General features: G+C 63.3%; 21 protein-coding genes. 14 read left to right on the top strand and 7 right to left on the bottom strand.

Going from position 1 to position 24,311, the window contains the following annotated elements; translation table 11 throughout:
- Window positions 1-56: 56 nt before the first annotated feature.
- Window positions 57-1,382 carry an acetyl-CoA C-acetyltransferase gene (locus DKK67_RS17210; protein ID WP_111497751.1) on the top strand — a complete coding sequence of 442 codons (1,326 nt, stop codon included), beginning with the start codon at window positions 57-59 and terminating at the stop codon, window positions 1,380-1,382.
- Window positions 1,383-1,392: 10 nt separating this feature from the next.
- Here DKK67_RS17210 and DKK67_RS17205 read toward each other — a convergent pair whose 3' ends face one another.
- Window positions 1,393-2,868: an amidase gene (locus DKK67_RS17205; protein WP_111497932.1), complete on the bottom strand. Its 1,476-nt coding sequence runs from the start codon at window positions 2,866-2,868 to the stop codon at window positions 1,393-1,395.
- 188 nt (window positions 2,869-3,056) lie between these two features.
- Window positions 3,057-4,064: a hypothetical protein gene (locus DKK67_RS17200; RefSeq protein WP_111497750.1), complete on the bottom strand. Its 1,008-nt coding sequence runs from the start codon at window positions 4,062-4,064 to the stop codon at window positions 3,057-3,059.
- 336 nt (window positions 4,065-4,400) lie between these two features.
- Here DKK67_RS17200 and trhA point away from each other — a divergent pair, with 336 nt between their 5' ends.
- The 3 genes from trhA (at window position 4,401) to DKK67_RS17185 (ending at window position 10,680) form a co-directional block, all read left to right on the top strand.
- Window positions 4,401-5,078 (top strand): PAQR family membrane homeostasis protein TrhA, encoded by a 678-nt coding sequence (trhA, locus tag DKK67_RS17195; protein WP_111497931.1) that lies wholly within the window; start codon window positions 4,401-4,403, stop codon window positions 5,076-5,078.
- A gap of 218 nt (window positions 5,079-5,296) precedes the next feature.
- A complete protein-coding gene (locus tag DKK67_RS17190; protein ID WP_111497749.1) occupies window positions 5,297-6,991 on the top strand; it encodes an autotransporter assembly complex protein TamA in 1,695 nt (564 codons plus the stop codon).
- On the top strand, window positions 6,988-10,680 hold the full coding sequence (locus DKK67_RS17185) for a translocation/assembly module TamB domain-containing protein (RefSeq protein ID WP_111497748.1): 3,693 nt from the start codon (window positions 6,988-6,990) through the stop codon (window positions 10,678-10,680). The genes DKK67_RS17190 and DKK67_RS17185 overlap by 4 nt, the downstream gene beginning before the upstream one ends.
- A gap of 19 nt (window positions 10,681-10,699) precedes the next feature.
- Here the strand turns inward: DKK67_RS17185 and DKK67_RS17180 are convergent, their stop codons facing one another.
- A complete protein-coding gene (locus tag DKK67_RS17180) occupies window positions 10,700-11,404 on the bottom strand; it encodes an SIMPL domain-containing protein (RefSeq protein WP_111497747.1) in 705 nt (234 codons plus the stop codon).
- Window positions 11,405-11,486: 82 nt separating this feature from the next.
- On the opposite strand from DKK67_RS17180, the gene DKK67_RS17175 reads away from it, so the two are divergent.
- Window positions 11,487-11,690, top strand: a complete 204-nt coding sequence (locus tag DKK67_RS17175) for a hypothetical protein (protein WP_111497746.1) — start codon at window positions 11,487-11,489, stop codon at window positions 11,688-11,690.
- An 83-nt stretch (window positions 11,691-11,773) separates the two neighbouring features.
- On the opposite strand, the gene DKK67_RS17170 is transcribed toward DKK67_RS17175, so the two are convergent.
- Both DKK67_RS17170 and DKK67_RS17165 read right to left on the bottom strand, forming a co-directional pair.
- A complete protein-coding gene (locus tag DKK67_RS17170) occupies window positions 11,774-12,490 on the bottom strand; it encodes a gamma-glutamyl-gamma-aminobutyrate hydrolase family protein (RefSeq protein WP_111497745.1) in 717 nt (238 codons plus the stop codon).
- A complete protein-coding gene (locus tag DKK67_RS17165) occupies window positions 12,466-13,464 on the bottom strand; it encodes an amidoligase family protein (protein WP_111497744.1) in 999 nt (332 codons plus the stop codon). Before DKK67_RS17165 ends, DKK67_RS17170 begins: the two co-directional genes overlap by 25 nt.
- Before the next feature lie 45 nt (window positions 13,465-13,509).
- Here DKK67_RS17165 and DKK67_RS17160 point away from each other — a divergent pair, with 45 nt between their 5' ends.
- The 4 genes from DKK67_RS17160 (at window position 13,510) to DKK67_RS17145 (ending at window position 15,762) form a co-directional block, all read left to right on the top strand.
- Window positions 13,510-14,133, top strand: coding sequence for a DUF6231 family protein (locus tag DKK67_RS17160; RefSeq protein ID WP_162628863.1), 624 nt, complete (start codon window positions 13,510-13,512; stop codon window positions 14,131-14,133).
- Window positions 14,134-14,228: 95 nt separating this feature from the next.
- Window positions 14,229-14,501 carry an acylphosphatase gene (yccX, locus tag DKK67_RS17155; RefSeq protein ID WP_111497742.1) on the top strand — a complete coding sequence of 91 codons (273 nt, stop codon included), beginning with the start codon at window positions 14,229-14,231 and terminating at the stop codon, window positions 14,499-14,501.
- 94 nt (window positions 14,502-14,595) lie between these two features.
- Window positions 14,596-15,204, top strand: coding sequence for a transcriptional repressor LexA (gene lexA, locus DKK67_RS17150; RefSeq protein WP_111497741.1), 609 nt, complete (start codon window positions 14,596-14,598; stop codon window positions 15,202-15,204).
- A gap of 33 nt (window positions 15,205-15,237) precedes the next feature.
- Window positions 15,238-15,762, top strand: coding sequence for a cell division inhibitor SulA (locus DKK67_RS17145; protein ID WP_111497740.1), 525 nt, complete (start codon window positions 15,238-15,240; stop codon window positions 15,760-15,762).
- Window positions 15,763-16,258: 496 nt separating this feature from the next.
- Here DKK67_RS17145 and DKK67_RS17140 read toward each other — a convergent pair whose 3' ends face one another.
- On the bottom strand, window positions 16,259-16,519 hold the full coding sequence (locus DKK67_RS17140; protein ID WP_111497739.1) for a hypothetical protein: 261 nt from the start codon (window positions 16,517-16,519) through the stop codon (window positions 16,259-16,261).
- 89 nt (window positions 16,520-16,608) lie between these two features.
- Window positions 16,609-17,085 (bottom strand): DUF6586 family protein, encoded by a 477-nt coding sequence (locus DKK67_RS17135; protein ID WP_111497738.1) that lies wholly within the window; start codon window positions 17,083-17,085, stop codon window positions 16,609-16,611.
- Between the two features lie 339 nt (window positions 17,086-17,424).
- Here DKK67_RS17135 and DKK67_RS17130 point away from each other — a divergent pair, with 339 nt between their 5' ends.
- The 5 genes from DKK67_RS17130 (at window position 17,425) to DKK67_RS17110 (ending at window position 23,968) form a co-directional block, all read left to right on the top strand.
- Entirely contained in the window at window positions 17,425-18,762 is a 1,338-nt protein-coding gene (locus tag DKK67_RS17130) for a DUF1329 domain-containing protein (RefSeq protein ID WP_407657880.1), read from the top strand.
- Between the two features lie 187 nt (window positions 18,763-18,949).
- Complete coding sequence (locus tag DKK67_RS17125) at window positions 18,950-19,309, top strand: SOS cell division inhibitor (protein WP_162628862.1); 360 nt, start codon at window positions 18,950-18,952, stop codon at window positions 19,307-19,309.
- 213 nt (window positions 19,310-19,522) lie between these two features.
- Window positions 19,523-20,968: a sigma-54 dependent transcriptional regulator gene (locus DKK67_RS17120; RefSeq protein WP_111497735.1), complete on the top strand. Its 1,446-nt coding sequence runs from the start codon at window positions 19,523-19,525 to the stop codon at window positions 20,966-20,968.
- A gap of 271 nt (window positions 20,969-21,239) precedes the next feature.
- Window positions 21,240-22,481, top strand: a complete 1,242-nt coding sequence (locus tag DKK67_RS17115) for a sensor histidine kinase (RefSeq protein WP_111497734.1) — start codon at window positions 21,240-21,242, stop codon at window positions 22,479-22,481.
- 62 nt (window positions 22,482-22,543) lie between these two features.
- On the top strand, window positions 22,544-23,968 hold the full coding sequence (locus DKK67_RS17110) for a sigma-54-dependent transcriptional regulator (protein ID WP_111497733.1): 1,425 nt from the start codon (window positions 22,544-22,546) through the stop codon (window positions 23,966-23,968).
- Window positions 23,969-24,311 lie beyond the last annotated feature (343 nt).

The following is a 24,311-nucleotide window of genomic DNA, read 5'->3' as shown; positions in this document are numbered from 1 at the left end:
CGGTGAGCCGGTCCCGCTAGACTGCCACACAACACACCGACAGACAGGATAGTCCCATGGCACAGGCAAGTAACGCAGCGACCACGAAAAAGCGTTCCAGGGCGTCGTCTCCGGGCGTCCGGCGAGTGGCGGTCATTGGCGGCAATCGCATTCCGTTTGCCCGCTCCAACACCGCTTACAGCAAACTCAGCAACCAGGACATGCTGACCGCCACGCTGCGGGGGCTGGTGGATCGCTTCGGCCTGGACGGCATGCGCCTGGGCGAAGTGGCGGCCGGGGCGGTGATCAAGCATTCCCGGGACTTCAACCTGACGCGGGAATCGGTGCTCAGTTCCGGTCTGGCCCCCGAAACCCCGGCCTACGATGTGCAGCAGGCCTGCGGTACGGGGCTGGAAGCGGCCATCCTGGTGGCCAACAAGATCGCATTGGGGCAGATCGAGTGCGGTATCGCCGGCGGTACGGACACCACCTCGGACGCGCCCATTGGTGTCGGCGAAGGGCTGCGCAAGATCCTGCTCGACCTTAACCGCGCCAGGACCAACGGCGAGCGGCTGAAGATCCTGGGTCGTTTCCGGCCCGGCCACCTGATTCCGGAAATACCGGAAAATGGCGAACCCCGTACCGGTATGTCGATGGGGGATCACTGCCAGGTCACCGCCCACGAGTGGCAGATTCCCCGCGACGAGCAGGACCAGCTGGCCTACGAGAGTCACCAGAAGCTGGCGGCTGCCTATCAGGAAGGTTTTTTCGACGGCCTGATGACGCCGCTGGCGGGACTCGAGCAGGACAACATCCTGCGTCCGGACACGTCGCTGGAGAAACTGGCGAGTCTCAAGCCGTGCTTTGACCGCGAGAATGGCACCATGACCGCCGCCAACAGCACGGCCCTGACCGATGGCGCCTCCAGCGTGTTGCTGGCCAGCGAGGAATGGGCCAAGTCCCATAACCTGGAGGTGCAGGCCTATCTGACGTTCTCCGAAGTGGCGGCGGTGGATTTCGTCGACAAGAAAGAAGGCCTGCTGATGGCCCCGGCCTACGCCGTGCCCAGGCTGCTGGAACGGGCCGGCGTCACCCTGCAGGACTTCGACATCTACGAAATCCACGAGGCGTTCGCCGCCCAGGTGCTGTCCACGCTCAAGGCGTGGGAGGATCCGGCCTTCTGCAAGGACCGCCTGGGGCTGGCGCAGCCGCTGGGCTCGATCGATCGCGGTCGGCTCAATCCCAAGGGCAGCAGTCTGGCGACCGGGCATCCGTTCGCCGCCACCGGCGCACGGATCATCGCCACGCTGGCCAAGCAACTGGCGGAGAAGGGAAGCGGTCGCGGCCTGATTTCCATCTGTGCCGCCGGCGGTCAGGGGGTGACGGCGATTCTCGAGCGCTGAGGATCGGCGTTCAGAAGGTGTCGGGCGGCCGGAAGCCGGCCAGCCCGGCCTGTTCCATCAGCTCGGCGAAGCCGATGGTGGTCAGGTCCATGCCCGGCGCGCCGATCACCTGCACGTTGAACGGCAGGCCATCGCGGCTGCGCCCGACCGGTACCGACGTCGCCGGCAAGCCGAGGGTGGTGGCCAGGGCGATCCAGCAGAACTGGTCCAGGTAGGGGCGGGGCTGGCCGTTGACCTGGATGCGACGGCTATAGCTCTGACCCTGCTGGTCGTGCGCGATGGCGGTGGTGGGGGTGATCGGGGTCAGCAGCACGTCGTAGTCGGCGAACAGCGACTCTATCCGCGCCCGCATCTTCTCGCGTGTTTCGTTCCAGTGCAGCCACTGGTGATAAGGCTGGACGACGCCCCGGCTGAACTCGCCGACATGCTCGGTCATGGGCATGAACAGCCGCAGCCATTTTTCCAGGCGTCCGATCCAGGTGAGCTGGCGCCGCTGGCGTTGGGTCTGGGCGGCGCTGACCAGGCTGCCGAGCAGGTTGAAGTAGACCGGCAGGAGGTGGTGCAGGTCCAGCAATTCGTGCCTGGCGTCACTCACCAGGCATCCCTGGTCTGCCAGTGCGCTTCCCAATTGCCGATACGCCTGGGTCAGCTCGTTGTCCACCGGGCACACCGGGTCCTCCAGCCAGAGTCCGACCCGCGCCTGCGGCAGGCTCTCAAGGGCGCTGGGGCTCATCGCCAGGGACCAGCTGCGGGCATCCGGTTCACGGGGCCCGGCAATGACCTCCAGCAACAGCTGCAGATCTCCGGCATGGCGGGCCATGGGGCCGCCTTCCACCAGGTCCGGTTGGCTCATGGTGCCGGGCGGGCCCGGAATATGGCCGCGCATGGAGACCAGGTCGCGGCTGGGCTTGTGGCCGAATACGCCGCAGAAGTGGCACGGGGTGCGGATCGAGCCGGCCAGGTCGCTGCCCACTTCCAGTGGGGTGAATCCGGCCGCCAGTGAGGCCGCCGCGCCGCCGGAGGAACCGCCCGGCGTATGCAGGGGGTTGTAGGGATTGTAGGTGGTGCCGAATACCTTGTTGTAGCTCTGGATGTCCATCCCGAACAGCGGCACGTTGGTCTTGCCCAGAATGATGGCGCCGGCGTCGGTCAGACGCTGAACCAGGTCGGCATGCCGTTGCGGGACATAATCCTTCAGGGTGGGCGAGCCCGCCACGCAGGTCAGGCCTGCCACTTCCCAGGTGTCTTTGAGGGTCATGGGCAGGCCGTGCAGGGGGCCGAGCGATTCGCCACGGGCCTGGCGGGCATCGGCTTCGGCGGCCCGGGCCAGTGCGGCTTCGGGATACAGGGTCACCACCGCGTTGACGTCGGGGTTGCGGGCCTGGATGCGGTCGATCAATGCCCGCGTTAGCGCCACGCTGCTCACGGTGCCGGAACGCAGTTCCCCGATCAGGTCACGCGCACTGCGATAGTGAAGGTCGGTCATGCCCGGCATTGCCTCCTTTCGTACGGGTTCTTCCGCCGCTGGCACGGTTTCGGCACCAGCCTGTCCAGAGTTATAAAAGCGTTATGAAAGAGTCATGAAGATGCTTCATTAAAGACAAGAGCCTGCCCAGAGTAAAGCGTCTGCTTTAAAGGCGGTCAGGCTGATCGGGCCCCGATCGCGGGCCCGGCTTACAGCTCCTCGCGCCAGCGCTTGACGGCCAGCTGTTTCTTGAGGGCTTCGATGATCTCGTTGACCACCTGGATAATCTGGCGCTCGCTTTCGGTCACCTTGCCGTCCCGGACATCGGTTTCCTGCAGGAAGGTGCCGACGATGTCGTCGATGAAGTCATGGTTGCGGGCCGAGGCCAGGTCATCGAGGATCTGGTGGATCACCTGGGCGACGATATCACCCACCGCTTCTTCCAGTGTTTCGGTGATCTGTGGGCCCAGCATGGGCACCTGGCGCAGCCGGGACAGCTCGTGGTTCTGGCTCAGGGCCTGGTCCACGCAGGATTCCAGGTACTGGCGCAGGGCGCCGCGGTTGGGGATGTACCCGGTGGTGGCCGCCTCGGCCACTTTCTCCGACAGCCACTGGCTCAGCAGATCGCGGCGGGGCAGCAGGATTTCGTTCTGGATCCGGTGGATCAGCGGCGAACCGTGGGTCATCTCCGCCTGGGCGCCGGACAGAACCTTGATCACGATCCGGTCCGACAGCTCCTCCATGAACGCCTCGTAGTAGAACTTGAGGAATTGGTAGACCCGGGTCTTGGTGAAGTCGATGATCTGGTACTTGTGCAGGCGGTAGATGATCGAGATGACCCGCAGCACCCGCAGGAAGCGGTAAGAGCCGACCGGGATGCAGCCCAGCAGGTCGTACCAGTGCAGGAACGGATAGAAGTACCAGCGGTCGTAGAGTTTCGTACGGATGGCGTAGAGCCAGCGAATGACAAACTCGGTCAGGAAGATCCAGACAAAGATCAGGTCATAGAAGATGAAGTTGCGGTGGATCGGCCGATAGAACTCGGCGAACGGCGTGACGTACTCGAAAAGCAGGTCGCGCACCGCGTCCACGGCATAGAGCGCATCGAAGATGATCCAGGTGATGTTGAGGAACAGCAGTCCCAGCATCACAAAATCCACAACGAACCAGAACAGCTGGTGGCTGTTGCGGAGATTCTCTCGGTTGATCGTAAACATGCGCCTCGCCTGGCCGGTGAATCGGGACCCCGCCACAGCGCGGGGCCTGCAAAGCCTACCATCGGCCGGCGCTGCGGGAGAAACCGGACGTCCGCGACCGGCCGGGCCAGCGGCGACGTCGTTTCTGCCGAAGGTTGGCCGGGCAGGCATACGCCTGAAATCAGCCGCTTGCGTTCATTCTACTGTAGCCAAATCCCGGACGTGGCACCATGGTTCTGCCGCGGCGGACATAGGCTGTGTGTTTAACCACGATTGTTTCACACCTCTTGAAATCGGGTTGATTAAGCTTACAGTTGTAAGCTGAAATTCGGGACCACGGACACCTTGGAGGCCTTCTTGTCGACCGAACCCCACATCAACGCTGACGGCAGCGTGCAGGACTACCCGCCGATCGAGGAGTGGCTGAACTGGACGACCCACGGACTGGCGGCCCTGTTCAGTCTGGCCGGCATGGTGGTGCTCATCGTCCTGGCCAGCCTGGAAGCGGACCCCTGGAAAATCGTCAGTTTCAGCATCTACGGTGCCAGCATGATCCTGCTGTTCCTGGCGTCGACACTCTACCACCGCGCCCGATGCCCGGATCGGCGCCGGCTGTTCAAGATGCTCGACCACTGCGCCATCTTCCTGCTGATAGCCGGCACCTATACTCCTTTCCTGCTGGTGAACATGCGTGATGGGGCCGGCTGGCTGATGTTCGCCGTGATCTGGGGGTTGGCCGCCGCCGGCATCACGCTCAAGCTGGTGTTCGGCCATCGCTTCAAGCCCTTGCAGATCATCATCTACCTGCTGATGGGCTGGCTGATCGTGTTTGCTTCGTCGGAACTGGCCAGCAGCGTCAACGAGCTCGGGCTCTGGCTGGTGGTGGCCGGGGGCATCACCTATACGCTGGGCGTGGTGTTCTACCTGATCAAGCGGATCCCCTACAATCACGCCATCTGGCACCTGTTTGTCGTCGGCGGCGGAGCCTGCCATTTCTTTGCCATCTACTATGGTGTATTACAGGGCACTCTCTAATCGGAGACACCCTCTATAAATAGGAAACGTTGTTAGCCGGACCCGGTCCAAAGCGGACACGGGTCGGCCAACGCTGATCGGCAGTGGCAAATATTAATCTGCGAGGTCGGGCAGGGATGCCCGAATTTCGGTAGCATACGGCTGATCGAAGACGCCTGGGGACGGAGAAGTTTTTGACGGTCAGAGCAACAGGTCCGGCACGGGTTGCAGGGCTTCTAATGTCGTGCATGGTCTGGTCGACGTCCTCCCTTGCCGAAGGGCAGGTCGAGGTGCGCGTCGAAGGCGATTACCCCGCCCTGCAGGAGAACGCCACCAACTTCATCGGCACGGTGGAGGACCGGACGGCGGAAAACCTGCGTCGCTACGCCAACCACGCCGAGTCCCAGGTGCGCGAGGCGCTGCGGGCGCTGGGTTACTATGAGCCTCGTATCCGCTGGCGGGTCGAGGGTGATGATCCTCCGCGGCTGATTCTTGACGTGGTGCCCGGCGATCCTGTTCGCATTGCCAACCGTGACGTTCGGGTCGAAGGCGAAGCGTCCGCGGATCCGGCCTTCGAGATCGGCAACCTCTCCGCGATTGCTCCGGGCAGTATTCTCAATCACGGTGACTACGACGCCGTGCGCCAGCGCATCCTCAACCGCGCACGCAAACTCGGCTATTTCGATGGGAAGTTCACTGCCCGCTCCCTGAAAGTCGATCCCGACGCCGGCGAGGCAGACATCGAGCTGGTGTTCGCCAGTGGGCCCCGCTACGCCTTTGGGGAAGTAACGTTCGAGGACGACGGTACCTTCGAGCGCCCCCTGTTGAACCGGTTCGTCCAGATCCGGCCGGGTGAGCCCTACGACGCCGACCGGATCGCCGAGCTGGACAGCGATCTGTCCAACAGTGGCTATTTCGCCAGCGTGATTGTCAGCGCCCAGAGTGAAGAAGCCGAGGATCGTCGCGTGCCGGTCCAGGTGCGTCTGACCACCCGCGATCCCCGTTCCGTTGCGGCCGGTATCGGTTTCTCCACCGACGTGGGGCCGCGACTGCGGGGCACCTGGACCGAACACTGGATCAACCCCATGGGGCATCGCCGGGGGGCGGAGATGGAGCTGTCGGCACCGCGCCAGAACGTCAGCGCTTACTATGAGTTGCCGCTGGACCCGCCCATGACCGATGCCATCCGCTTTACCACCGGTTATCAGAAAGAAGATATCGAAGACGTGAACTCCGAGCGTCTGACGTTCGGCGAGCAATGGCGCCACGAGCTGGACAACGGCTGGATGCGGGTGCTGTCGCTGAACTGGGAAAAGGAACGCTACACCATCGGCGACAAGCCGGGCGATGTGGAACTGCTGCTGCCGGGGATCAGCTTTTCCAAACTGGTGGCCGACTCGCCCCTGGACCCGGCGCGGGGGTATCGTCTGCAACTGGACGTGTCCGGCGCCCATCGAAGCGTGCTGTCCGATGCCGATATCGCCCACGTGCTGGGCATTGCCAAGGGCCTGATCACCGTCGGCAACGGCCATCGCTTTCTGGGCCGGCTGCAGGCGGGGGCCGTGGCCACCAACGATTTCGACGACGTGCCGCCGTCGCTGCGTTTCTTCGCCGGCGGCGACCAGAGCGTTCGTGGTTATGGATACGAGACCCTCTCGCCGGAGGACAGCGACGGTGACAGCGTGGGTGGGCGCTACCTGTTGGTGGGCAGTGTCGAGTACCAGTACCCCCTGACCAATCAATGGCGTCTGGCGGCCTTCGTCGACAAGGGCAATGCCATCGACAATCTGACCGACCCGCTGGCGACCGGTGTCGGTCTCGGCATCCGCTGGGTCAGCCCCGTGGGCCCGCTGCGGCTGGACATTGCCCGGGGCCTGGATGAGGATCTCGGCGGCGGCTGGCGTCTGCACTTCTCGATGGGGCCGGAACTGTGAAGCGTGTGATCCTGTGGAGCCTGGGCAGTCTTCTGGCCCTGCTGTTGCTGATTCTGCTGACCGTGTTCCTGGTGCTGCGCTCGGAGGCGGGCACCGCCTGGTTGCTGGAACAGGTTCCGGGGCTCACCGTTGAGGGCGGCCGGGGCTCCGTATTGGGGCGCTGGCAGGCACAGCATGTGCGCTGGCAGGGCTTCGGCGTCACGGCCGACGTCGACCAGGTGTTCCTGGAGTGGTCGCCCGGCTGCCTGTTCACCGGCGTGCTCTGTGTCGATCGCCTGCTGGCTGAACGTATTGACCTGAAACTCGCGCCTTCCGAGCCGGAGCCGTCGTCTGAGCCCTTCACGCTGCCCAGCATCGAGCTGCCGCTGGGCGTCTCCGTCGGCGATGTGCGTCTGGGGCCGTTGTCAGTGGATGACGGCCGGATCTGGCGCTCCTTCACCCTGGCGGTGGAGGCATCCGGTACCGCCTGGAACCTGAACGACTTTCATCTGGTGACCGATGCCGTGGAAGTCAGTGCCGGTGGCCGCCTCAATACCCGCGATGACTGGCCGCTGGACCTGGACGTCAAGGTCGCCCTGCCGTCGCCACAGCCTGACAGCGAGTGGCATCTTGACCTCAACGCGGCCGGCAGCGCCCGGGACCTGCGCCTGACCGGACGCAGCCAGGGTTACCTGGAGGCGCGGCTAAGCGCCCGTGCGGCCCCGTTCGAGCCGGGTATCCCGGCTCGCGTCGAGTTGGAGAGCAAGCGTTTCCAGCCGTCTCCCGACCTGCCCGATACCCTGGTGCTGGAAAACTGGACCCTGACCCTGGATGGTGACATGGACCAGGGCTACGCGCTGCGGACCGACGCCAGCCTGCCAGGCAGTGCCGGTCCGGTGGTGCTTGCGGTCAGCGGCCAGGTGCTGACCGACCGGGTCGAGGATCTGGTGGTGCAACTGGATGGCGCACCGGTAACGGAGGGAGAGTCGGGGCGGGCCATCGTGCGCGGTCGGGTCCAATGGCTCGATGAATTGGCGGCCAGCGGCTCCTTGCAGTTCGACCGTTTTCCCTGGTACACGCTGCTGCCGGGTATGGCGGAACCGCCGGTGCGCCTGGAGACGGCCAATGTGACGTTTGACTATCGCGACGAACGTTACAGCGTCGAGGTCAAAGGAGAAGCGGGCGGCCCAGCCGGCCCCTCGCGATTCAGCGCCCGGGCTAAGGGCGACAGCGAGCGGGTGGCGGTCGAGAACGTGCGACTGGATACCGGTGCCGGTGGACTGGATGCCCAGGCGGATGTGGCGTTTGCCGGCGACCTGAGCTGGAAGGCGCGGGTGCAGCTGGATGCCTTTAACCCCGGCTACTGGGTGCCCGAGCTGAAAGGGGCACTTAACGGTGAAATCACCTCTGAGGGCGGTGTGCCGTCAAGCGGCCTGCAGGCTCAGGTCGACTGGGTGCTGGACGGGCAGTGGCGCGACAATGACCTGGACAGCCAGGGCCACCTCGATGGGCGCGAAGGCGACTGGCGCCTGGAATCCTTCGAGCTTGATGTGGGCGACAACACGGTGCAGGGGCAAGGGCGTCTGGCGGATCGTATCGAAGCCTCCCTGTCGCTGGACGCCCAACGTCTGTCCCAGTTCTGGCCGGACCTGTCGGGTCAGCTGAGTGGTCAGGTCTCGTTGGGCGGTACCCTCGAGAAACCATCCGGTCAGGCGCAGCTTGACGCTCGCAAACTGGCGTTCCAGACGCTGCAGGTGAGCGCCCTGGCCTTGCGGGCGCAGGTGAGCGACGGCGAGCAACTGCAGTCAAACCTGGACCTGAGCGGTGTCCGCAACGACGACCAACTGATCGGTGATCTGTCCGCGACGCTAAATGGCAGCATGGCGCAGCATCGCTTGACGCTGCAGCTGGATAACCCCGACGCAAACGTGCGAACCGTGTTTGCCGGCGGGCTCGCCAACATCTGGTCCGGGGCCCTGAGCGAAGGGCGTGTCGAGAGCGCCGGCCAGGTCTGGAACCTGGAGCAACCGGCCGCCATTGAATACACCGATGCGGGCCGGCTGACCCTGGGATCGCACTGCTGGCGCTGGCAGTCATCGAGTCTGTGCGCCGAGGACCAGCAGTTGTTGCCGACGCAGCGAATCCGTTACGCCCTGACCGATTTCCCCATGCAGAGCCTGGCGGCCTTGTGGCCGGACGGGTTCCGTTGGAAGGCCTCGCTAAACGGCAACGTGGACCTGACCCTGGATGACCAGGGGCCGCGAGGCACCGTCAATCTCGATCTTGGCCCGGGGGCGTTTGAGATCCTGCAGCACGAGGACTGGCAGTCCATTCAATACGACACGCTCAAGGCTGATGTGGCGTTGCAACCGGATGACGTGACGCTGGCCCTGGACTTCAGCGGTGATCAACTGGGCCAGCTCGACGTGGACCTGCAGGTTGATCCGACCCAGGAAGACCGGCCAATGGACGGCACCTATTCACTGTCCGGGCTGCAGTTGGCGGTGGTGGAACCGTTCGCCGGCCCGGAGTCCCTGAACGGTGACATCAGTGGCGATGGACGGCTGTCCGGACCGCTGACAGACCCGCAGGTTAACGGCAACCTGACGCTTTCCCAGGGGGAGTTGCTTGATCCGCTGGTGCCCATGCCCTTCCGGGATGTCAATCTCGAGCTGGCCTTCCAGGGCAATCGCGCCACCCTGAACGGTCGATGGCTCAGTGGTGAGCGTGGTGAAGGTCGTCTGGAAGGCCAGGTGGACTGGAGTGGAGCTCAGCCAGACGTCGACCTCAGCCTCTCCGGCGACCGCCTGTCGCTGGTCTATGAACCTTACGCCACACTGGAGCTATCGCCGGATCTGCAGTTGGCGCTCAAGGACAACAAAGTCAGTGTGAGCGGGCGTGTCGCCGTTCCCAAGGGCGACATCGAGGTACGCGAACTGCCGGCTTCGGCGGTGTCGGTCTCGGATGATGAAGTGATCGTTGGCGAAGAAAAGGCGTCGCCGGCGGTGGAGGCGCTGGCCATGGACGTGACCGTCGTAGTGGGCCAGGCGGAAGGCGAGGACAAAGTCTCTTTCGAGGGGTTCGGTGTGACCGGCAACCTGCAGGGAGAGTTGCGTATCGGCAACAATCTCGACACTCGCGGCACCCTGCAAATGGTGGACGGGCAGTACAAGGCCTATGGCCAGGAGCTGGAAATCCGCCGGGCCCGGCTGCTGTTCGTTGGCCCCATCAGCCAACCCTATATCGATATCGAGGCGGTTCGCACGGTGGATACCGTGGTGGCGGGGATTCGCCTGAGCGGGCCCGCAGACGAGCCGGAGGCGGAGGTTTTCTCTGAGCCTTCCATGCCGCAGTCCGAGGCGCTTTCCTACGTGATCCTGGGGCGACCACTCAACTCCAGCGGTGACCAGAACCAGGTGGGACGTGCCGCACTCAGCCTCGGTCTGGCGCAAACCAATGAGCTGACCCGGGGCATCGGTGAGGAACTGGGCATTCGCGACCTGACGCTGGAGGCCGAGGGATCGGGCGACGAAGCTGCCGTTGTGGCCAGCGGCTACATCACTGACGACCTGTCGCTGCGCTACGGCGTGGGCGTGTTCCAGCCCATTACCACGATTGCGTTGCGCTACGACCTGGGACGCTATTTCTACCTGGAGGCGGCCAGTGGTCTGGCCGCCTCGCTGGACCTGTTCTATACGCGGGACTTCTGATCGCCGTGCGAGCCGATCATCAGTCGATCTCGAAGGTCGCGCTGACCGACACGGCGATCTCGCGCTCGCCGACCTCGGTGACCGGGCCGTCACCCTTGGCGCGGGCTTCCATCATCATGACCTGCGGACGAGGGCTGCCGTGGGTGGACAGGGTTTTCACTTCGCCACAGCTCTGGCCCAGCCGCTGGGCAATGAACTGGCACTGGTCGCGGGCATCGTCGATGGCCTTGCCCAGAGCTTCGCGCTCCAGCCTGGCCTGGTTGGAATGGAAGAAACTGTTGTCGTTGACGTTGTACTCCAGGCCACTGTCCTGGGCCGCCTGGAGCACCGGGTTCAGGGAATCCAGTGCAGGCAGGGTGAAGCTGACTGACTGGGTGGCGACGCTGTGACGCTTGGGTGGTTCGTCGCTGTCCCGTTCCACCGGAAGCTGCCGGCTGTAGAGGTTCAGTGTGGCGGTGTCGTATTTGTCCAACTGGTTGCGGTAGGCGCTGATGTTGTTCTCCCAGGCGTCGATCTTGTCCTCCACGGTGTGGATGGCGGCCTGGGAATCGGCGCTCTCGCCGCGGGCGGTGAACTGCAGACGAACGCTGTCGGGCGTATACTGCACCTTGCCCTCGCCGGTAACGCTGACTTCTCCTGCGGCGGCCAGTGAGGGCAGCAGCACGGCGGCGAATGCCAGGGACTTGAGGCCCGTACGGGATGAACGGAGCGGGGTTATTGGCATGCTGGTCTTCCTTGTGGTTGTCGGTTGGTTTTCCCTTCGGGAATCATGGTGCTAACGGACACGGATATCGGGAGTAAGTTTCATGCTGGTCCATGAACAACAGGTCAGGTTGACGCCTCGCGAACAGCGCGTGCTGTGGGAATTGACCGGCGCCGATCCGTCGACGATCCGCACACGCGAGGATCTGCGCCAGTTCGTGGAGCGCCATCTTGACGGCAATGAGCAGGAGCCGGAACGCATGCGCCAGCTCAAAGCGGTCCTGGCCAAATACCTGGCGGCGATCTGACCAGGCGCTGATCGACACGGTGTTGCGGGTGCCGGCGACGTTCAGACCGGACGGCGAACGGAGCACTTGCTCACCAGGCCGCGTCACAGGGCGCTGCCTTCACTCTGTCCCAGGCGCCGCAGCTTCTGTTGCCGGGCCGCGTGCACGAAGCACTCGAAAATCCGCCGGTGCAACGGGTGATACAGCAGGTATTCCGGATGCCACTGGACACCCAGCAGCCATTGCCCTTCCTCGCTCTCCACCGCCTGCACAAAATAGTCGTTGTCGAGGGCGACCACCCGCAGACCGCGTCCCAGCCGCTTGATCGCCTGGCTGTGAATGCGGTTGGCTCCAATGGTGGGCCCCAGCATGATCTGGCCCAGCAGGCTGCCATGGACCAGGCGAACGGTCTGCAGCGGCAGCAGCAGCGGTCGGTGCCGGGTATTGACCCGCAGCGGCGTGACGTTCTGGCACAGGGAGCCGCCGCGGAACACGTTGATCAGCTGCGCCCCCCGGCAGATACCCAACACCGGCAGGTGCAGGCGCTCGGTTTCCGCCAGCAGGCGCCAGTCGGTCTCGTCCCGCAGTCGGTCGTATCGGGCTCGTACTTCGGGCGCCTGGCCGAACCGGTCGGGATGGACGTGGGTGCCGCCGGACAGGATCAGCCCGTCCAGCATGGACACGTCCACCCGCGAGCCCGGGCGAATGAACAGCGGGCGCGCACCGAACAGTCTCAGCCCCAGTCGCATCAGGCGATGGGGCAGGCGCTGTCGCGACGGGCCGCTGATGCCGATGGTCAAGCCAGGTTCTGAGCCAGCCATTCCTCGCAGCGGTCCTTCCAGCTAGTGGTCAGGTTGCGGAAGCTGAACTTGCGGCTTTCGCGGTAGGCGGCCATCAGGTCCTGCAGACGTTTTGCGTCCGCTGCCAGTTCCTCGACCACCACCCAGTCGTTCCACACGTCGGAGAAGTGCCAGCGCGGGTTGTCGATGTCGCAGTCAGGCAGGCGGTAGTGCAGGGTCGGGCGGGCCTTGATGCGTTCGTCGTCGACGTACTGCCGCAGCAGGCCGTCGTCGAGGTGGGAGAACAGCGGCAGCAAGTCGAGCGCGCGGTTGCGGGTCGGATTGTAGTGCAGGTAATCCTTCATCAGCGTGGCGCGGTCGGGCTGATAGTCCGGCTGCATGATCAGGTCCACGTAGTCCGTGTCCCAGGGTTCGATGTAGGTAGTGAACTTACGGCTGATATCCAGCTGATGACGCGATTTCAGCCACTCGTAGAGCGCCGCGAAAGCCCGCAGGTAGGCCAGCAGGGTGCCGCTTTCCAGGTTGGGCAGCTCCGGGTTCAGCTGCAGGCCGAAGGCGTAGATCAGCGCCTCGCGACTGCCTACGGCACCGGCGTCGCGCAGCTTGTTACAGAGTTCCTCCATGGTCTCCAGCTCCGACAGCGGCAGCGGCGGGCTGACGATTTCCAGCGGCACGATGCGTTCGGCCGCTGCGTCGATCACTTCCATGGCGTGGCCGCCGAGTTCGCGTATGGAGTCGGGCAGCCGGTCGTCCTGCAGGTCCAGGTCCTTGATCGGGTCGGAATCCAGCTCGATGGTGTATTCGCCCTGGGGCGTATCCAGGCGGGTGACGTAGCGGGATGTCAGGTGCGGCTCCCCCTTGAGCAGCTTGCCGCAGAGGCGGACGAGGCTGTCGTAGGAGAGCCCGGATATCTCGATCTCCACGCCGACGCGTCGTTCCTCGCCGTCCTGGTTTTTGAGGATGCTGGGCATCCGGCACGCCTGTTCCACTGTCATTTCGGCTCCTTGGTTGGGTTGGCCGCTGTGAGGTTCCTGTAGGCTTTGTCGCAGTTCGTTGTGGCCGCGTCAATCCCGGCGGTGATGTGGTTCAAGCAGGACCCGTGCCGGGACGATCCGGCCCGCCTGCCGAGGCGACGGCCGGATGCGCCATTCCACGCGCGTACTGTTACACTGATCGGCTCCATGCACCGGGATGGGAGCATCATGCTGGAACAAAGCCTGAAACAGCTGCTGGGGCAGTACCGGCCCGAATCGCTGCTGGTCGCGGGGGAAACCGCCCGACATATTGGCGATGTCTGGGCTGAATACGCCGGTATCGAACTGACGGATGTCTCCGAAGCGCCCCTGGCGGTCGTTGAGCACCAGGAGGCCGTGGCGGATCTGGCACTGGTTACTGAACTGATGGGCCGTCTGTCCCACGAAGAAGCCCGGCAGTTCCTGGGCTGGCTGCGCAATGCCGGGGCGCGTCGTGTCGCGGTCAGTCTGGCACCGGACGACGGCTGGACCTTCAGCGACATGGTCGCGCTTGCCTTCCATCGTCATGACCGTTTTGACGACGGTACCGAACTGTTCACCTATGACATCGAAACCTATAATCGCCCTCGGGAGTGGAACAACCCCCGGTATTGGGCCAACCCCGAGAATTGGGGGAAATACCGCTGGTAGCGGTACGCTTGCCGGCGCGATATTTTCAGCGACGTCGCGCCGGGTTAGGGTATCACCCACGAGGTCACAGATCAGAGTCTTTCCGGGAGGTTGCAATGGAAGAGCAATGTGTGAAAGCCCGAGTTTATGGACAGGTTCAGGGCGTTTTGTTTCGGGCCAGTACCCAGGAAAAGGCCAGGGCGCTGGGGCTGACCGGGTACGTGAAGAATCTGGAAGACGGCTCGGTCGAAGTCTTCGCCTGTGGCGATGAAGCGGCCGTAGAGTCCCTGGTTGAGTGGCTGCACAAGGGCCCCGACCGCGCCCGGGTGGACAAAGTGGACGTCGAGGGCATGGCCTACCGGCCCAGGAAGTCTTTCACGGTCAAGTAGTCGCGTGATGCAACGCCGTCCTGTCTCCAGTCTTTACACTGGATAAAATACTGTATATAGTCACTCGTACTGTATATAAAGACAGGTAAACGGCATGAAGCTGACACCGAGACAATCCCAGGTTCTGGACGTAATCCGCCGCTACGTGGACGACACGGGTTATCCCCCCACCCGGGCCGAAATCGCCAGGGAACTGGGGTTCAAGTCGGCCAACGCGGCTGAGGAACACTTGCGGGCGCTGGCCCGTAAAGGCGCAATCGAGATGGTGCCCGGCGCCAGCCGTGGCATCCGCCTGCCTGAAGCGGAAGAGGATCCCGGTTTGCCCATCGTGGGGCAGGTAGCCGCCGGTAGTCCGATCCTCGCGCAGGAACACATTGACGATTACTGTGCCCTGCAACCCACCTTCTTTTCCCCGTCTGCCGACTACCTGCTGCGCGTGCGCGGCATGAGCATGAAGGACATTGGCATTCTTGACGGCGACCTGCTGGCCGTCCACCGGACCCAGGACGTCCAGAACGGCCAGGTCGTCGTGGCCCGTGTGGGTGAGGAAGTGACCGTCAAGCGCTTCAAGCGTGAAGGGACCCACGTTTACCTGCTGCCGGAAAACGAGGAATTCCAGCCCATTGACGTTGATTTGACCGAGCAGGAACTGTTTATCGAAGGCTTGGGTGTCGGTGTGATCCGTCGGTCGGATATGCACTGATAGCCTGGCCCGTGCGACATTCGGAGGTGTCCCGTGGAGCAGCTCAGTTTTAACCAGACTCTTTCCCAGAATCCGGTGCCCGTGGCGCTGGCGGACCGATCGCTGAAGCGTCGGAGCCGTCTGGCCAGGCCGGTGGCGATCCACTCGCAGGAGCGCCCGCTTCGGGCTCCGGAAACGCCTGACGCTCCGGCTCGCGAGCCCCAGGGCAATGTGACCGAAATCATATTGCCGGAAGGTCAGGTCGAGAACATGCAGCTGCTGCTCCCCATGCTGACCCAGCTGAACCAGGAGCGTCGCTGGCTGGCCTGGATCGATCCTCCCCAGGCGTTGATGCAGAAGTGGCAGCAGACCCATGGCATTGTTGCCGGCGAGATTCTGGTCCTGCGCTCAAACGATCAGTTTGACGCCCAGGAATTGGCGGAGCGCGCGCTGCGGGCCGGTACCTGCCACGCGGTGGTGATGTGGACCGCAGGCACGCCGGGAACGGCCGCCATGGATCGCTTGCAGCAGGCCTCTGCCAAAGGGGAGAGCCACGGCGTTGTTCTGAGGCAGCGTTAGGCCGGGCGACTTTCCGGGTTTCATGTCCGGGTAAGGCATTCGGTGAGGCCGTGTCAGGGCAGGCTGCGCCCTGATGGTTCATGCTCGGACGAGTTGTAACGCAGGGTACGTCGTCGTTGGATGGTGGGCGTCTGGATGACGTAAACGGCGGTGTGGTTTCCGGCCCGGCAAGACCTACTGCGCGGGTTGGTTCGTATTCACAGGCCGTCGTGGCCTGTAGAGATTGCGCTGGTAAATGGATAACGCCGGCGGATAGCCACCCTGGCCGTGGTGGTTCGGTGTGCCGACGATGGGAATGGACGACCGCGCCCGACGGCTCTCCCGCAGCAGCGCACGCGGCGCTCGGAATGTCCCTCCCTTGATCATCATTCTTCGCCAAGCCATCCGGTGTTGCTCGGAACCCTTCAAGTTAAGGCATTCTGCGGATGGCCGGCTTCCGCCGCCATAGACCGTCCTGTCGCGTCCGGCCCCTGGCGTGGGTATACGGTGTGGTCGACTAGTGCAGCGTGCGGGACTGGGAGGGAGCGGGCAGCTCCGCATCCTCGTCTTCCCAATCGATGGCGTGGGCAATGTCGCCCACCGCTTCGATACCCGCTGTCATCATGGCCTTTGCCACGGACAGGTCGCGATCTTCCATCATGTCACGCGCTTCCTGGGAGAAGGAGATGCGGACCAGAGGCGCCGAATCGTCATCGACCCGCTGCAGGGCAAAATCGCCATCGGGGAGTTCTACGATTTCCAGAATGGATGTGGACATAAATACAGCCTTTATCGGAAGGCTTTCGGCCTTCTCAATTCGATTCATTTTGGCGTTTGATGCCGTCGGTCCTCGTCAGGATCGAAAGCCTACCACTCTTCGTGCCTTTCCAGCACGCCGTCGATGTAGCGGCGTATGGCTTCGGTCGTCTTGAGCAGTTCTGCCGGTGTACGGTCCGGTCCGGACTGGGCGGATACCGCGATCAGGTTGTCCTGGGCTTCCGCTTTCTTGCGGTCGACAGGGCGGCCCTGCTCGGCCAGTAGCCCATCAACATGTTGCCACCAGGATCCTGGCTCAGTGGCCAGCGCGCGCAACTCCTCTACCTCGCGACAGGTGTAGTCAATGGCCTCTGCCAAGGCGTCGATGCTGTTCCTAGATGCAGGACTCACCTGATACAGGTCGGCAATCAGGGAGAGCAGGGCGCTCCGGGTTTCGGAGAGCAGCGCAACTCCACCCTGCAAGCTCGCTTCGCGACGGGTTGCCTGATCCTGCTCCTCGGCCAGACGAAACAGTGTATTGGCCAGGAATAGCTTCTGCCTGGTGAATGTGGGCCACTGTGACGCCATGAACGACTCCGCGGATCCGGTGGTTGAGCTGATGAGCCAGTCTAACAGATTCCGGTTTCGCTTGCCGTGTCCGTGGATGTGCAGGCGGCGTTGCGACGGTCTCCGCCGGGAAGCACAGGGAGGCGTGGCGGATGGGCTCCAGGGCGGGGCGGCCATTTGGTGAGGATTAACAACTTCCTACAATTAAACACTTGTTTAATTTGCAACGATCAGGCAAAAAGTCGCCTGCGCTGAACATACACATCTGTTTGGAGGGGCGATATCCCCGGGTATCGGCTCCTGATGCGGGAGGACGATTTGTTGGAATGTAATCGCAAGGCGAAGCGCTCGGTCGCGACTTTGGGGCTGGTTTCCCTCCTTGGGCTGGCTGCCCCGTCCCTGGCCAGTGTCTCCGAGGACGAGGCCGCGCGCCTGGACCAGGATTTGACCCCGGTGGGGGCAGAGCGGGCCGGCAATGGCTCGGGTACGATCCCCGCGTGGGATGGCGGGCTCGCCGAACCACCGGCGACTTACCGGGAAGGCGAGATCGAAGCCGATCCGTTTCCGGACGACAAGCCGTTGTTCGTGATCACGGCCGAGAATGCTGCTCTCTATGGTGACAAGCTAACGGCCGGACACCGGAAGCTGCTGGAGCAGTATGGTCCCGAATACGTCATGCCGGTCTATCAGACGCGCCGCACGGCCGCCTATCCGGAGCGTATCTATGAGCGGCTCAGGGATAACGCGAGGCACGCCGAGCTACTCGATAACGGCAATGGCGTTCGCTCCACCATCGCCACCAGCCCGTTCCCGATTCCCCAGAGCGGGCTTGAGGTCATCTGGAACCACATCCTGCGTTTTCGCGGTGAAGAAGTGTCCTTCCGCTCGGCATTCGCCACGCCGACGGTGGACGGATCCTTCAACCCGGTGCTGACGGAATACGATTACTACTTTGCCTACAGTGAGCCGGGTGTCTCGCTGTCCGACATCGACAACAAGATCTTCTACCTGAAGACCCGGATCATGTCGCCCTCCAGTCTGGCCGGCACGCTCAATCTGGTGCACGAAACCCTGGACCAGGTCCGCTCGCCGCGTCTGGCGTGGCGGTACCAGTCGGGTGAGCGACGTCTGAGACGTTCGCCGAACCTGGCCTATACCACCGACCTGCCGAATAGCTCGTCCCTGCGCACGGTGGACCAGAAGGACATGTACAACGGCGCGCCCAACCAGTACGACTGGAGGCTCAAGGGCAAGCGCGAGATCTATGTGCCTTACAACGCCTACAGGCTGCACCAGCCGTCGGCATCGGCGGATGACATCATCCAGCCGCGCCACATCAATCAGCAACTGACCCGCTACGAGTTGCACCGGGTCTGGGTCGTGGAAGCGACGCTGCGTACCGGGCTCGATCACGTCTACCACCGCCGGGTGTTCTACATCGACGAGGACAGCTGGCAGATTCTGACGACTGAGGAATACGACAGCGACGGAAACCTCTGGCGGGTGTCCGAGGCCCACAACATCAGTTACTACACGGTGCCGGTGTTCTGGACCACGCTGGAGCTGACCTACGATCTGAAATCGGAGCGGTACTACGTCGATGGTCTGGACGACGGCCAGAAGCCCTATGATTTCGAACCGGGCTTTCGCGGCAACGAGTTTTCCGCCTCCGCTGTCCGCCGTTCTGCGCGCCGCTGAAGGCCCTGGCGCGGCGTTACCCGTTCTTGACATGGAGCCACCATGCCGGCGAACGGGCGTCTGGTTCAGAGCCTTCAGCGACGCGCAGTCGATTAGCGAATGAACCGGACGGAACACTGATCACTGAACTCCGGGCAGGGCAGCCTTGCCCGGGGTTCGGTAGACCGCGTGTGTCGGCGTATACTGCGTGGCAGACACCGACATCAGCCTGGAGTGCACCCTCATGAGTTCGGCCCTCGAATCCCTCGACACCCTCATCGACGAATTTCGTCACGCCCTGGCCCAGGAAGACTGGGACACATTGAACCGAGTTAATGAAACGGTGCAGCCGGCCATCGAGTCGGCGGTGGCCGAGATCCATAGCCGCGGCGACGATCCGGAGGTGTTGCGGGAGCGCCTGGCGGACCTGCAGAAATTGATGGCCGATGCCTCGAAAAACGCCGGAGAATCAAGGGATCAGGCGGCCAGGGAGCTGCGCGGGATGAGCCAGAACCGGCAGGCTGTCCAGGCCTATGCCAACGTCAGGACGGGCGGTCGTCGTTCCTGATCTGGATACAAATATTGGCAAAAAATTGCGTCATTAAATTGACTCTAACCTTTCCGAAGTCTTAAATACGCGTCAGAAAACAGGCAAAGAAAAATTGCTTTCGTATAGGGCTGAAGTAGTCGCAGGTGTTCCCGTCCCTCCGTGCTGGCGCAGGGCGGCTCGGCAGTATGCGTTCGGCCCGGTATTTACCTGACGAGCCGGAGAACGACCCGCATGTCCACGGATACCAACCGCATTCTGGTCCTGATCAGCGATGAGGCGATTCGACACGATCTGTCGACCATTCTGGAGTTCATCGGTGAGGAATCGGATGAGGTGTCGCCAGCGTCTGCGGGCAGTCTGAAGCCGGAACAACTGGCCACCGCCAACGCCGCGATTCTCGACGCCGGTGAGGCGGACCTGGCGGCTTTGATGGAGCAGCTCGATTCGCTGGACAAGGGCTTGCCCGTGCTGATGGTGGGGGAACCGGACCTGTCCGGTCTGCCTGATGAAATAGCCGCCCGCGTCATAGCGCGTATGGAATGGCCGCTCAACTACACCAAGTTCGTTGACTCCCTCTACCGTGCCCAGGTTTTCCGGGACCAGTACGCCCGTTCCCGGGAACGCGGCCAGCAGCGCGGCATCCAGTTGTTCCGCAGCCTGGTTGGTACCAGCCGGACGGTCCAGCATGTGCGCCAGTTGATGGCCCAGGTGGCGGATAAAGAGGTGAGTGTGCTGATCACCGGCGAGTCCGGCACCGGCAAGGAAGTGGTGGCCCGCAACCTGCACTACCATTCCCCGCGCCGCGACAAGCCGTTCGTACCGGTCAACTGCGGCGCCATTCCCGCCGAGTTGCTGGAAAGCGAGCTGTTCGGCCATGAAAAAGGCGCGTTTACCGGTGCGATCACCGCCCGCGTGGGTCGTTTCGAAATGGCCGAAGGCGGCACCCTGTTCCTGGACGAAATCGGCGACATGCCCCTGAACATGCAGGTCAAGATCCTGCGCGTGCTGCAGGAAAAGACCTTCGAGCGGGTGGGCAGTAACCGCACCCAATCGGCGGACGTGCGCGTCATCGCCGCCACACATAAGAACCTGGAAGACATGATCGAGGGTGGCGATTTCCGCGAGGACCTCTACTACCGTCTGAACGTTTTCCCCATCGAGATGCCGGCCCTGCGGGAGCGGGTGGAAGACATCCCGTTGCTGGTGAACGAGCTGATCGCGCGCATGGAGAAGGAAAAACGCGGTTCCCTGCGCCTGAATTCCGCCGCCATCATGAGCCTGTGCCGGCACGACTGGCCGGGCAACGTGCGCGAGTTGGCCAACCTGGTGGAGCGCCTGGCGATCATGCATCCCTACGGCGTGATCGGTGTCCAGGAGCTGCCCAAGAAGTTCCGCTACATTGATGACCTGGACGAGAACCGCCCCGTCGACGATCCGGGTATGCCCAGCGGTGTGCCGGGGCTCGTGGGACTGGATGCGCCGGCCTTGCTGCCGGTCAACGGTATCGATCTGAAGGATTACCTGGGTAACCTGGAGAAGCAGCTGATCCAGCAGGCGCTGGACGAAGCTGGCGGAGTGGTCGCCCGAGCCGCCGAAAAGCTCCGCATCCGCCGCACCACGCTGGTGGAGAAAGTGCGCAAGTACGGCTTGCGCGAAGAGGCGTCCGAGAACGCCTGACGAGATACTGGCTCGGGCGCCGAGATCAGGCGTCCGGGCATGCTGTCAGGTTCCATCCATACGCTTCAGCCTCCCGTCAAAATCCCGTAGCCCACCTTTCGTGCCTTTCTGATTGACGACAAATATCCGTCAACGGCGCTCGCCGGAAAATCTTAACTTTCTGAAAGTTAATAAAAAATAAAACTTGGCACAGCAATCGCTTGGATGCTCCCAACGTAAAAATCCAGACGGGCCGAAAGGGAAACCTGAGCCCGCGTCCGGGAGGTCTGGCATGAGCCAAGTGCAGTTTTCCAGTCAGTCAGCGGCATCGGCCCGTGGGGCGAATGCCGCCGCCGATGCCAACGAGAAGGTGACGGCCCTGTTCCCGCCCTCCGCCGAAGAGGCGGCCGTGGACTCGGCACTGGACCTGTTCAACCAGATGTCGCGCCAGATTACCGACTCCTATCGCACCCTGGAGTCCCGGGTGAATCAGCTGTCCGGCGAACTGTCGGCGGAAACCCGGCAGCGGCAGCAGGAACTGGAAGAGAAGGAGCGTCTGGCGGACCGTTTGTCCACGCTGCTCTCGGTCATGCCTGCCGGTGTGGTCGTCCTCGACAGCAAGGGGGTTGTCAGCCAGTGCAATCCGGCGGCGGTGGAACTGTTGGGCGAACCTCTTGAGGGCGAAGCCTGGCTCGACGTCATTCGCCGCTGCTTCGCGCCGCGTCGGGACGACGGTCACGAGGTGTCCCTGCGCGACGGTCGCCGGGTCAGCATCGAGATCCGTTCCATGGAGAACGAGCCCGGCCAGCTGATCCTGCTCAACGACCTCACCGAAACCCGTCGCCTCCAGGCCCAGCTGTCCCACGCACAGCGCCTCTCGGCCATGGGCAAGATGGTGGCCTCCCTGGCGCATCAGATTCGTACGCCGCTGTCGGCCGCGATCCTCTACGGGGGGCACCTGGCCCAGCCGGACCTGGAGCCGGAGCTGCGCCAACGCTGCGCCGACCGCCTGAACTCGCGCCTGACCCACCTGGAACAGCAGGTTCGGGACATGCTGATTTTCGCCCGCGGCGAGACCCGTCTCGCCGAGCACCTGACACTGGCGGCCCTGTCCGACAACCTGCAGTCGGCCGCTGAAGGCATCGCGCTTAAACCGGGTATTAGCCTCGACTGGGATCTGGATGCGACCAGCGGCGCGGTGCATTGCAACCGCGATGCGCTGGTCGGAGCCTGCATGAACCTGGTCAACAACAGCCTGGAAGCCGGCGCCACCCAGGTGACCGTGGGCCTGCAGGTGGTGAGCGGTGAGGTGGAAATCGCCGTACAGGACAACGGTCCCGGCTTTGCGCCGGAGCAGCGCGACCAGTTGCTGGAGGCCTTCTACACCACCAAGTCCCAGGGCACTGGTCTGGGACTGGCCGTGGTGCAGGCGGTCGTGAAGGCCCATGGCGGCCGTTTTGATCTGGCCGCGCCGGCAGTCGGCGGCGCCCGGGCAACACTGACCCTGCCGTTGGCGGCGAACAGCAACGCGTGACGTTCTAACCCGCGTTTGACCAGCACGATTGAGAAGAATTCAGAAGGAAGGCGGAGGCACTCATGGCCAAATCAACCGTTCTGATCGTCGAGGACGACCTGGACCTGCGCGAGGCGCTGGTCACCACCCTGGAATTGGCGAAGTTCAAGGTGCGTGAGGCGGACTCCGCTGAGCAGGCCATGCAGCGACTGGCGGACGGTCCGGTGGACATTGTTGTCAGCGACGTCAACATGCCCGGCAAATCCGGTCACGAGTTGCTGGCGGATGTGCAGCGGTTGTATCCCGGTCTGCCGATGATGCTGATTACGGCCTACGGCCAGATCAACGACGCCGTGGCCGCGATGCAGGCCGGTGCGACCGATTACATGGTCAAGCCGTTCGAGCCGCAGGTGTTGGTGGAGGCGGTTGGCCGCGTGGTTGGCGGTGACGGCCGCAGTCGCAAGGACGAGCCTGTGGCCGAGGATCCGGTCAGCCAGCGCATGTTCCAGCTGGCGCGCAAGGTGGCCGCATCCGACTCCACGGTGATGATTTCCGGCGAAAGCGGCACCGGCAAGGAAGTGCTGGCGCGCTACATCCATCAGCACTCCGCCCGCGCCGATCAGCCGTTCGTGGCGATCAACTGCGCCGCCATCCCCGAGAACATGCTGGAGGCGATCCTGTTCGGCCACGAGAAGGGCGCCTTTACCGGTGCCCACGCGGCCGCGCCGGGCAAGTTCGAGCAGGCCAACGGCGGCACCATCCTGCTGGACGAGATTTCGGAAATGGACCTGGGGCTGCAGTCCAAGCTGCTGCGGGTCCTGCAGGAACGCGAAGTGGAGCGGGTCGGCGGGCGCAAGCCGGTCCGGCTGGATGTTCGCGTGCTGGCCACCACCAACCGCAACCTGGCGGAATACGTGCGCGAAGGCAACTTCCGTGAGGACCTGTACTACCGGCTGAGCGTTTTTCCCATGCAGTGGCAGCCTCTGCGCGAGCGCCCGCGGGACATCATGCCGCTGGCCCGATACCTCCTGAAGAGCCACAGTCGCAAGATGAAGCTCAACGGTATCGGTTTCAGTGCTGACGCTGAGCAGGCTCTGCGCAACCACAGCTGGCCGGGCAACGTCCGTGAGCTGGACAACGCCATCCAGCGTGCCCTGGTGTTGCTGCAGGGGCAGGAAATCGTCGCCGACGACCTGTGCCTGGACATGGGGATCACCGGCCTGGCGCCCCAGCAGCCGGCTGTTCAGCCGGCGCCGGAACCGGTCACAGCCAGCGAGACTGAAGCGGAAGCCGCGACCGGACCGGAAGAGGCCGACGACAGCGCCTCCCTGGGCCGCGATCTGAAGCAGCGCGAGTTCCGCATCATTATCGATACCCTGCGCCGGGAGCGAGGGCGTCGTAACCGGGCGGCCGAGCAACTGGGCATCAGCCCGCGCACCCTGCGCTACAAACTGGCCCAGATGCGCGACTACGGCATCGACCTGGACGCGGAGCTGGCTACCGCCTGACCCGCAGTACGTTGTATTCCTTCGTTAACTCCTTCATGCGGCGCCTGTTCTGGCGCCGCTTTTTTTTGGTCTATTGCCTCATTGAGGCCCGAAGCAGCAGTCCCTGGCGATGAGCCCGGATCTCTCCGGGATGCAGCCTGAGGGTCTTGCCGCGCGCTTATCGCTCCGGGCCGTGTCCGTGTTGGCTGGAGTGATGGTGGACCGAAGGGTGCCAAAAGTTTGTCGTCAAGGCTGGGCGGTATTCTTAAAGTTTACTTAATGGCTTGTAATGAAAGGGAATTAAGAAAGTGGCTTAGTGTTTGCTTCAGTGGTTGGGTAATTGAATCATACTCGGTAGGTGCTC

Source organism: Marinobacter bohaiensis (assembly GCF_003258515.1).
In the GTDB taxonomy this organism is placed as follows: domain Bacteria; phylum Pseudomonadota; class Gammaproteobacteria; order Pseudomonadales; family Oleiphilaceae; genus Marinobacter_A; species Marinobacter_A bohaiensis.
The sequence above is the reverse complement of the archived record's forward strand: the minus strand, read 5'-3'. Positions and strand labels throughout refer to the sequence as shown.

Coding starts and splice junctions, on each gene's coding strand:
- DKK67_RS17210 (WP_111497751.1), top strand. CDS start 57: ATGGCACAGGCAAGTAACGCAGCGACCACGAAAAAGCGTTCCAGGGCG.
- DKK67_RS17205 (WP_111497932.1), bottom strand. CDS start 2,868: ATGACCGACCTTCACTATCGCAGTGCGCGTGACCTGATCGGGGAACTG.
- DKK67_RS17200 (WP_111497750.1), bottom strand. CDS start 4,064: ATGTTTACGATCAACCGAGAGAATCTCCGCAACAGCCACCAGCTGTTC.
- DKK67_RS17190 (WP_111497749.1), top strand. CDS start 5,297: ATGTCGTGCATGGTCTGGTCGACGTCCTCCCTTGCCGAAGGGCAGGTC.
- DKK67_RS17180 (WP_111497747.1), bottom strand. CDS start 11,404: ATGCCAATAACCCCGCTCCGTTCATCCCGTACGGGCCTCAAGTCCCTG.
- DKK67_RS17175 (WP_111497746.1), top strand. CDS start 11,487: ATGCTGGTCCATGAACAACAGGTCAGGTTGACGCCTCGCGAACAGCGC.
- DKK67_RS17170 (WP_111497745.1), bottom strand. CDS start 12,490: ATGGCTGGCTCAGAACCTGGCTTGACCATCGGCATCAGCGGCCCGTCG.
- DKK67_RS17165 (WP_111497744.1), bottom strand. CDS start 13,464: ATGACAGTGGAACAGGCGTGCCGGATGCCCAGCATCCTCAAAAACCAG.
- yccX (WP_111497742.1), top strand. CDS start 14,229: ATGGAAGAGCAATGTGTGAAAGCCCGAGTTTATGGACAGGTTCAGGGC.
- lexA (WP_111497741.1), top strand. CDS start 14,596: ATGAAGCTGACACCGAGACAATCCCAGGTTCTGGACGTAATCCGCCGC.
- DKK67_RS17140 (WP_111497739.1), bottom strand. CDS start 16,519: ATGTCCACATCCATTCTGGAAATCGTAGAACTCCCCGATGGCGATTTT.
- DKK67_RS17135 (WP_111497738.1), bottom strand. CDS start 17,085: ATGGCGTCACAGTGGCCCACATTCACCAGGCAGAAGCTATTCCTGGCC.
- DKK67_RS17120 (WP_111497735.1), top strand. CDS start 19,523: ATGTCCACGGATACCAACCGCATTCTGGTCCTGATCAGCGATGAGGCG.
- DKK67_RS17115 (WP_111497734.1), top strand. CDS start 21,240: ATGAGCCAAGTGCAGTTTTCCAGTCAGTCAGCGGCATCGGCCCGTGGG.
- DKK67_RS17110 (WP_111497733.1), top strand. CDS start 22,544: ATGGCCAAATCAACCGTTCTGATCGTCGAGGACGACCTGGACCTGCGC.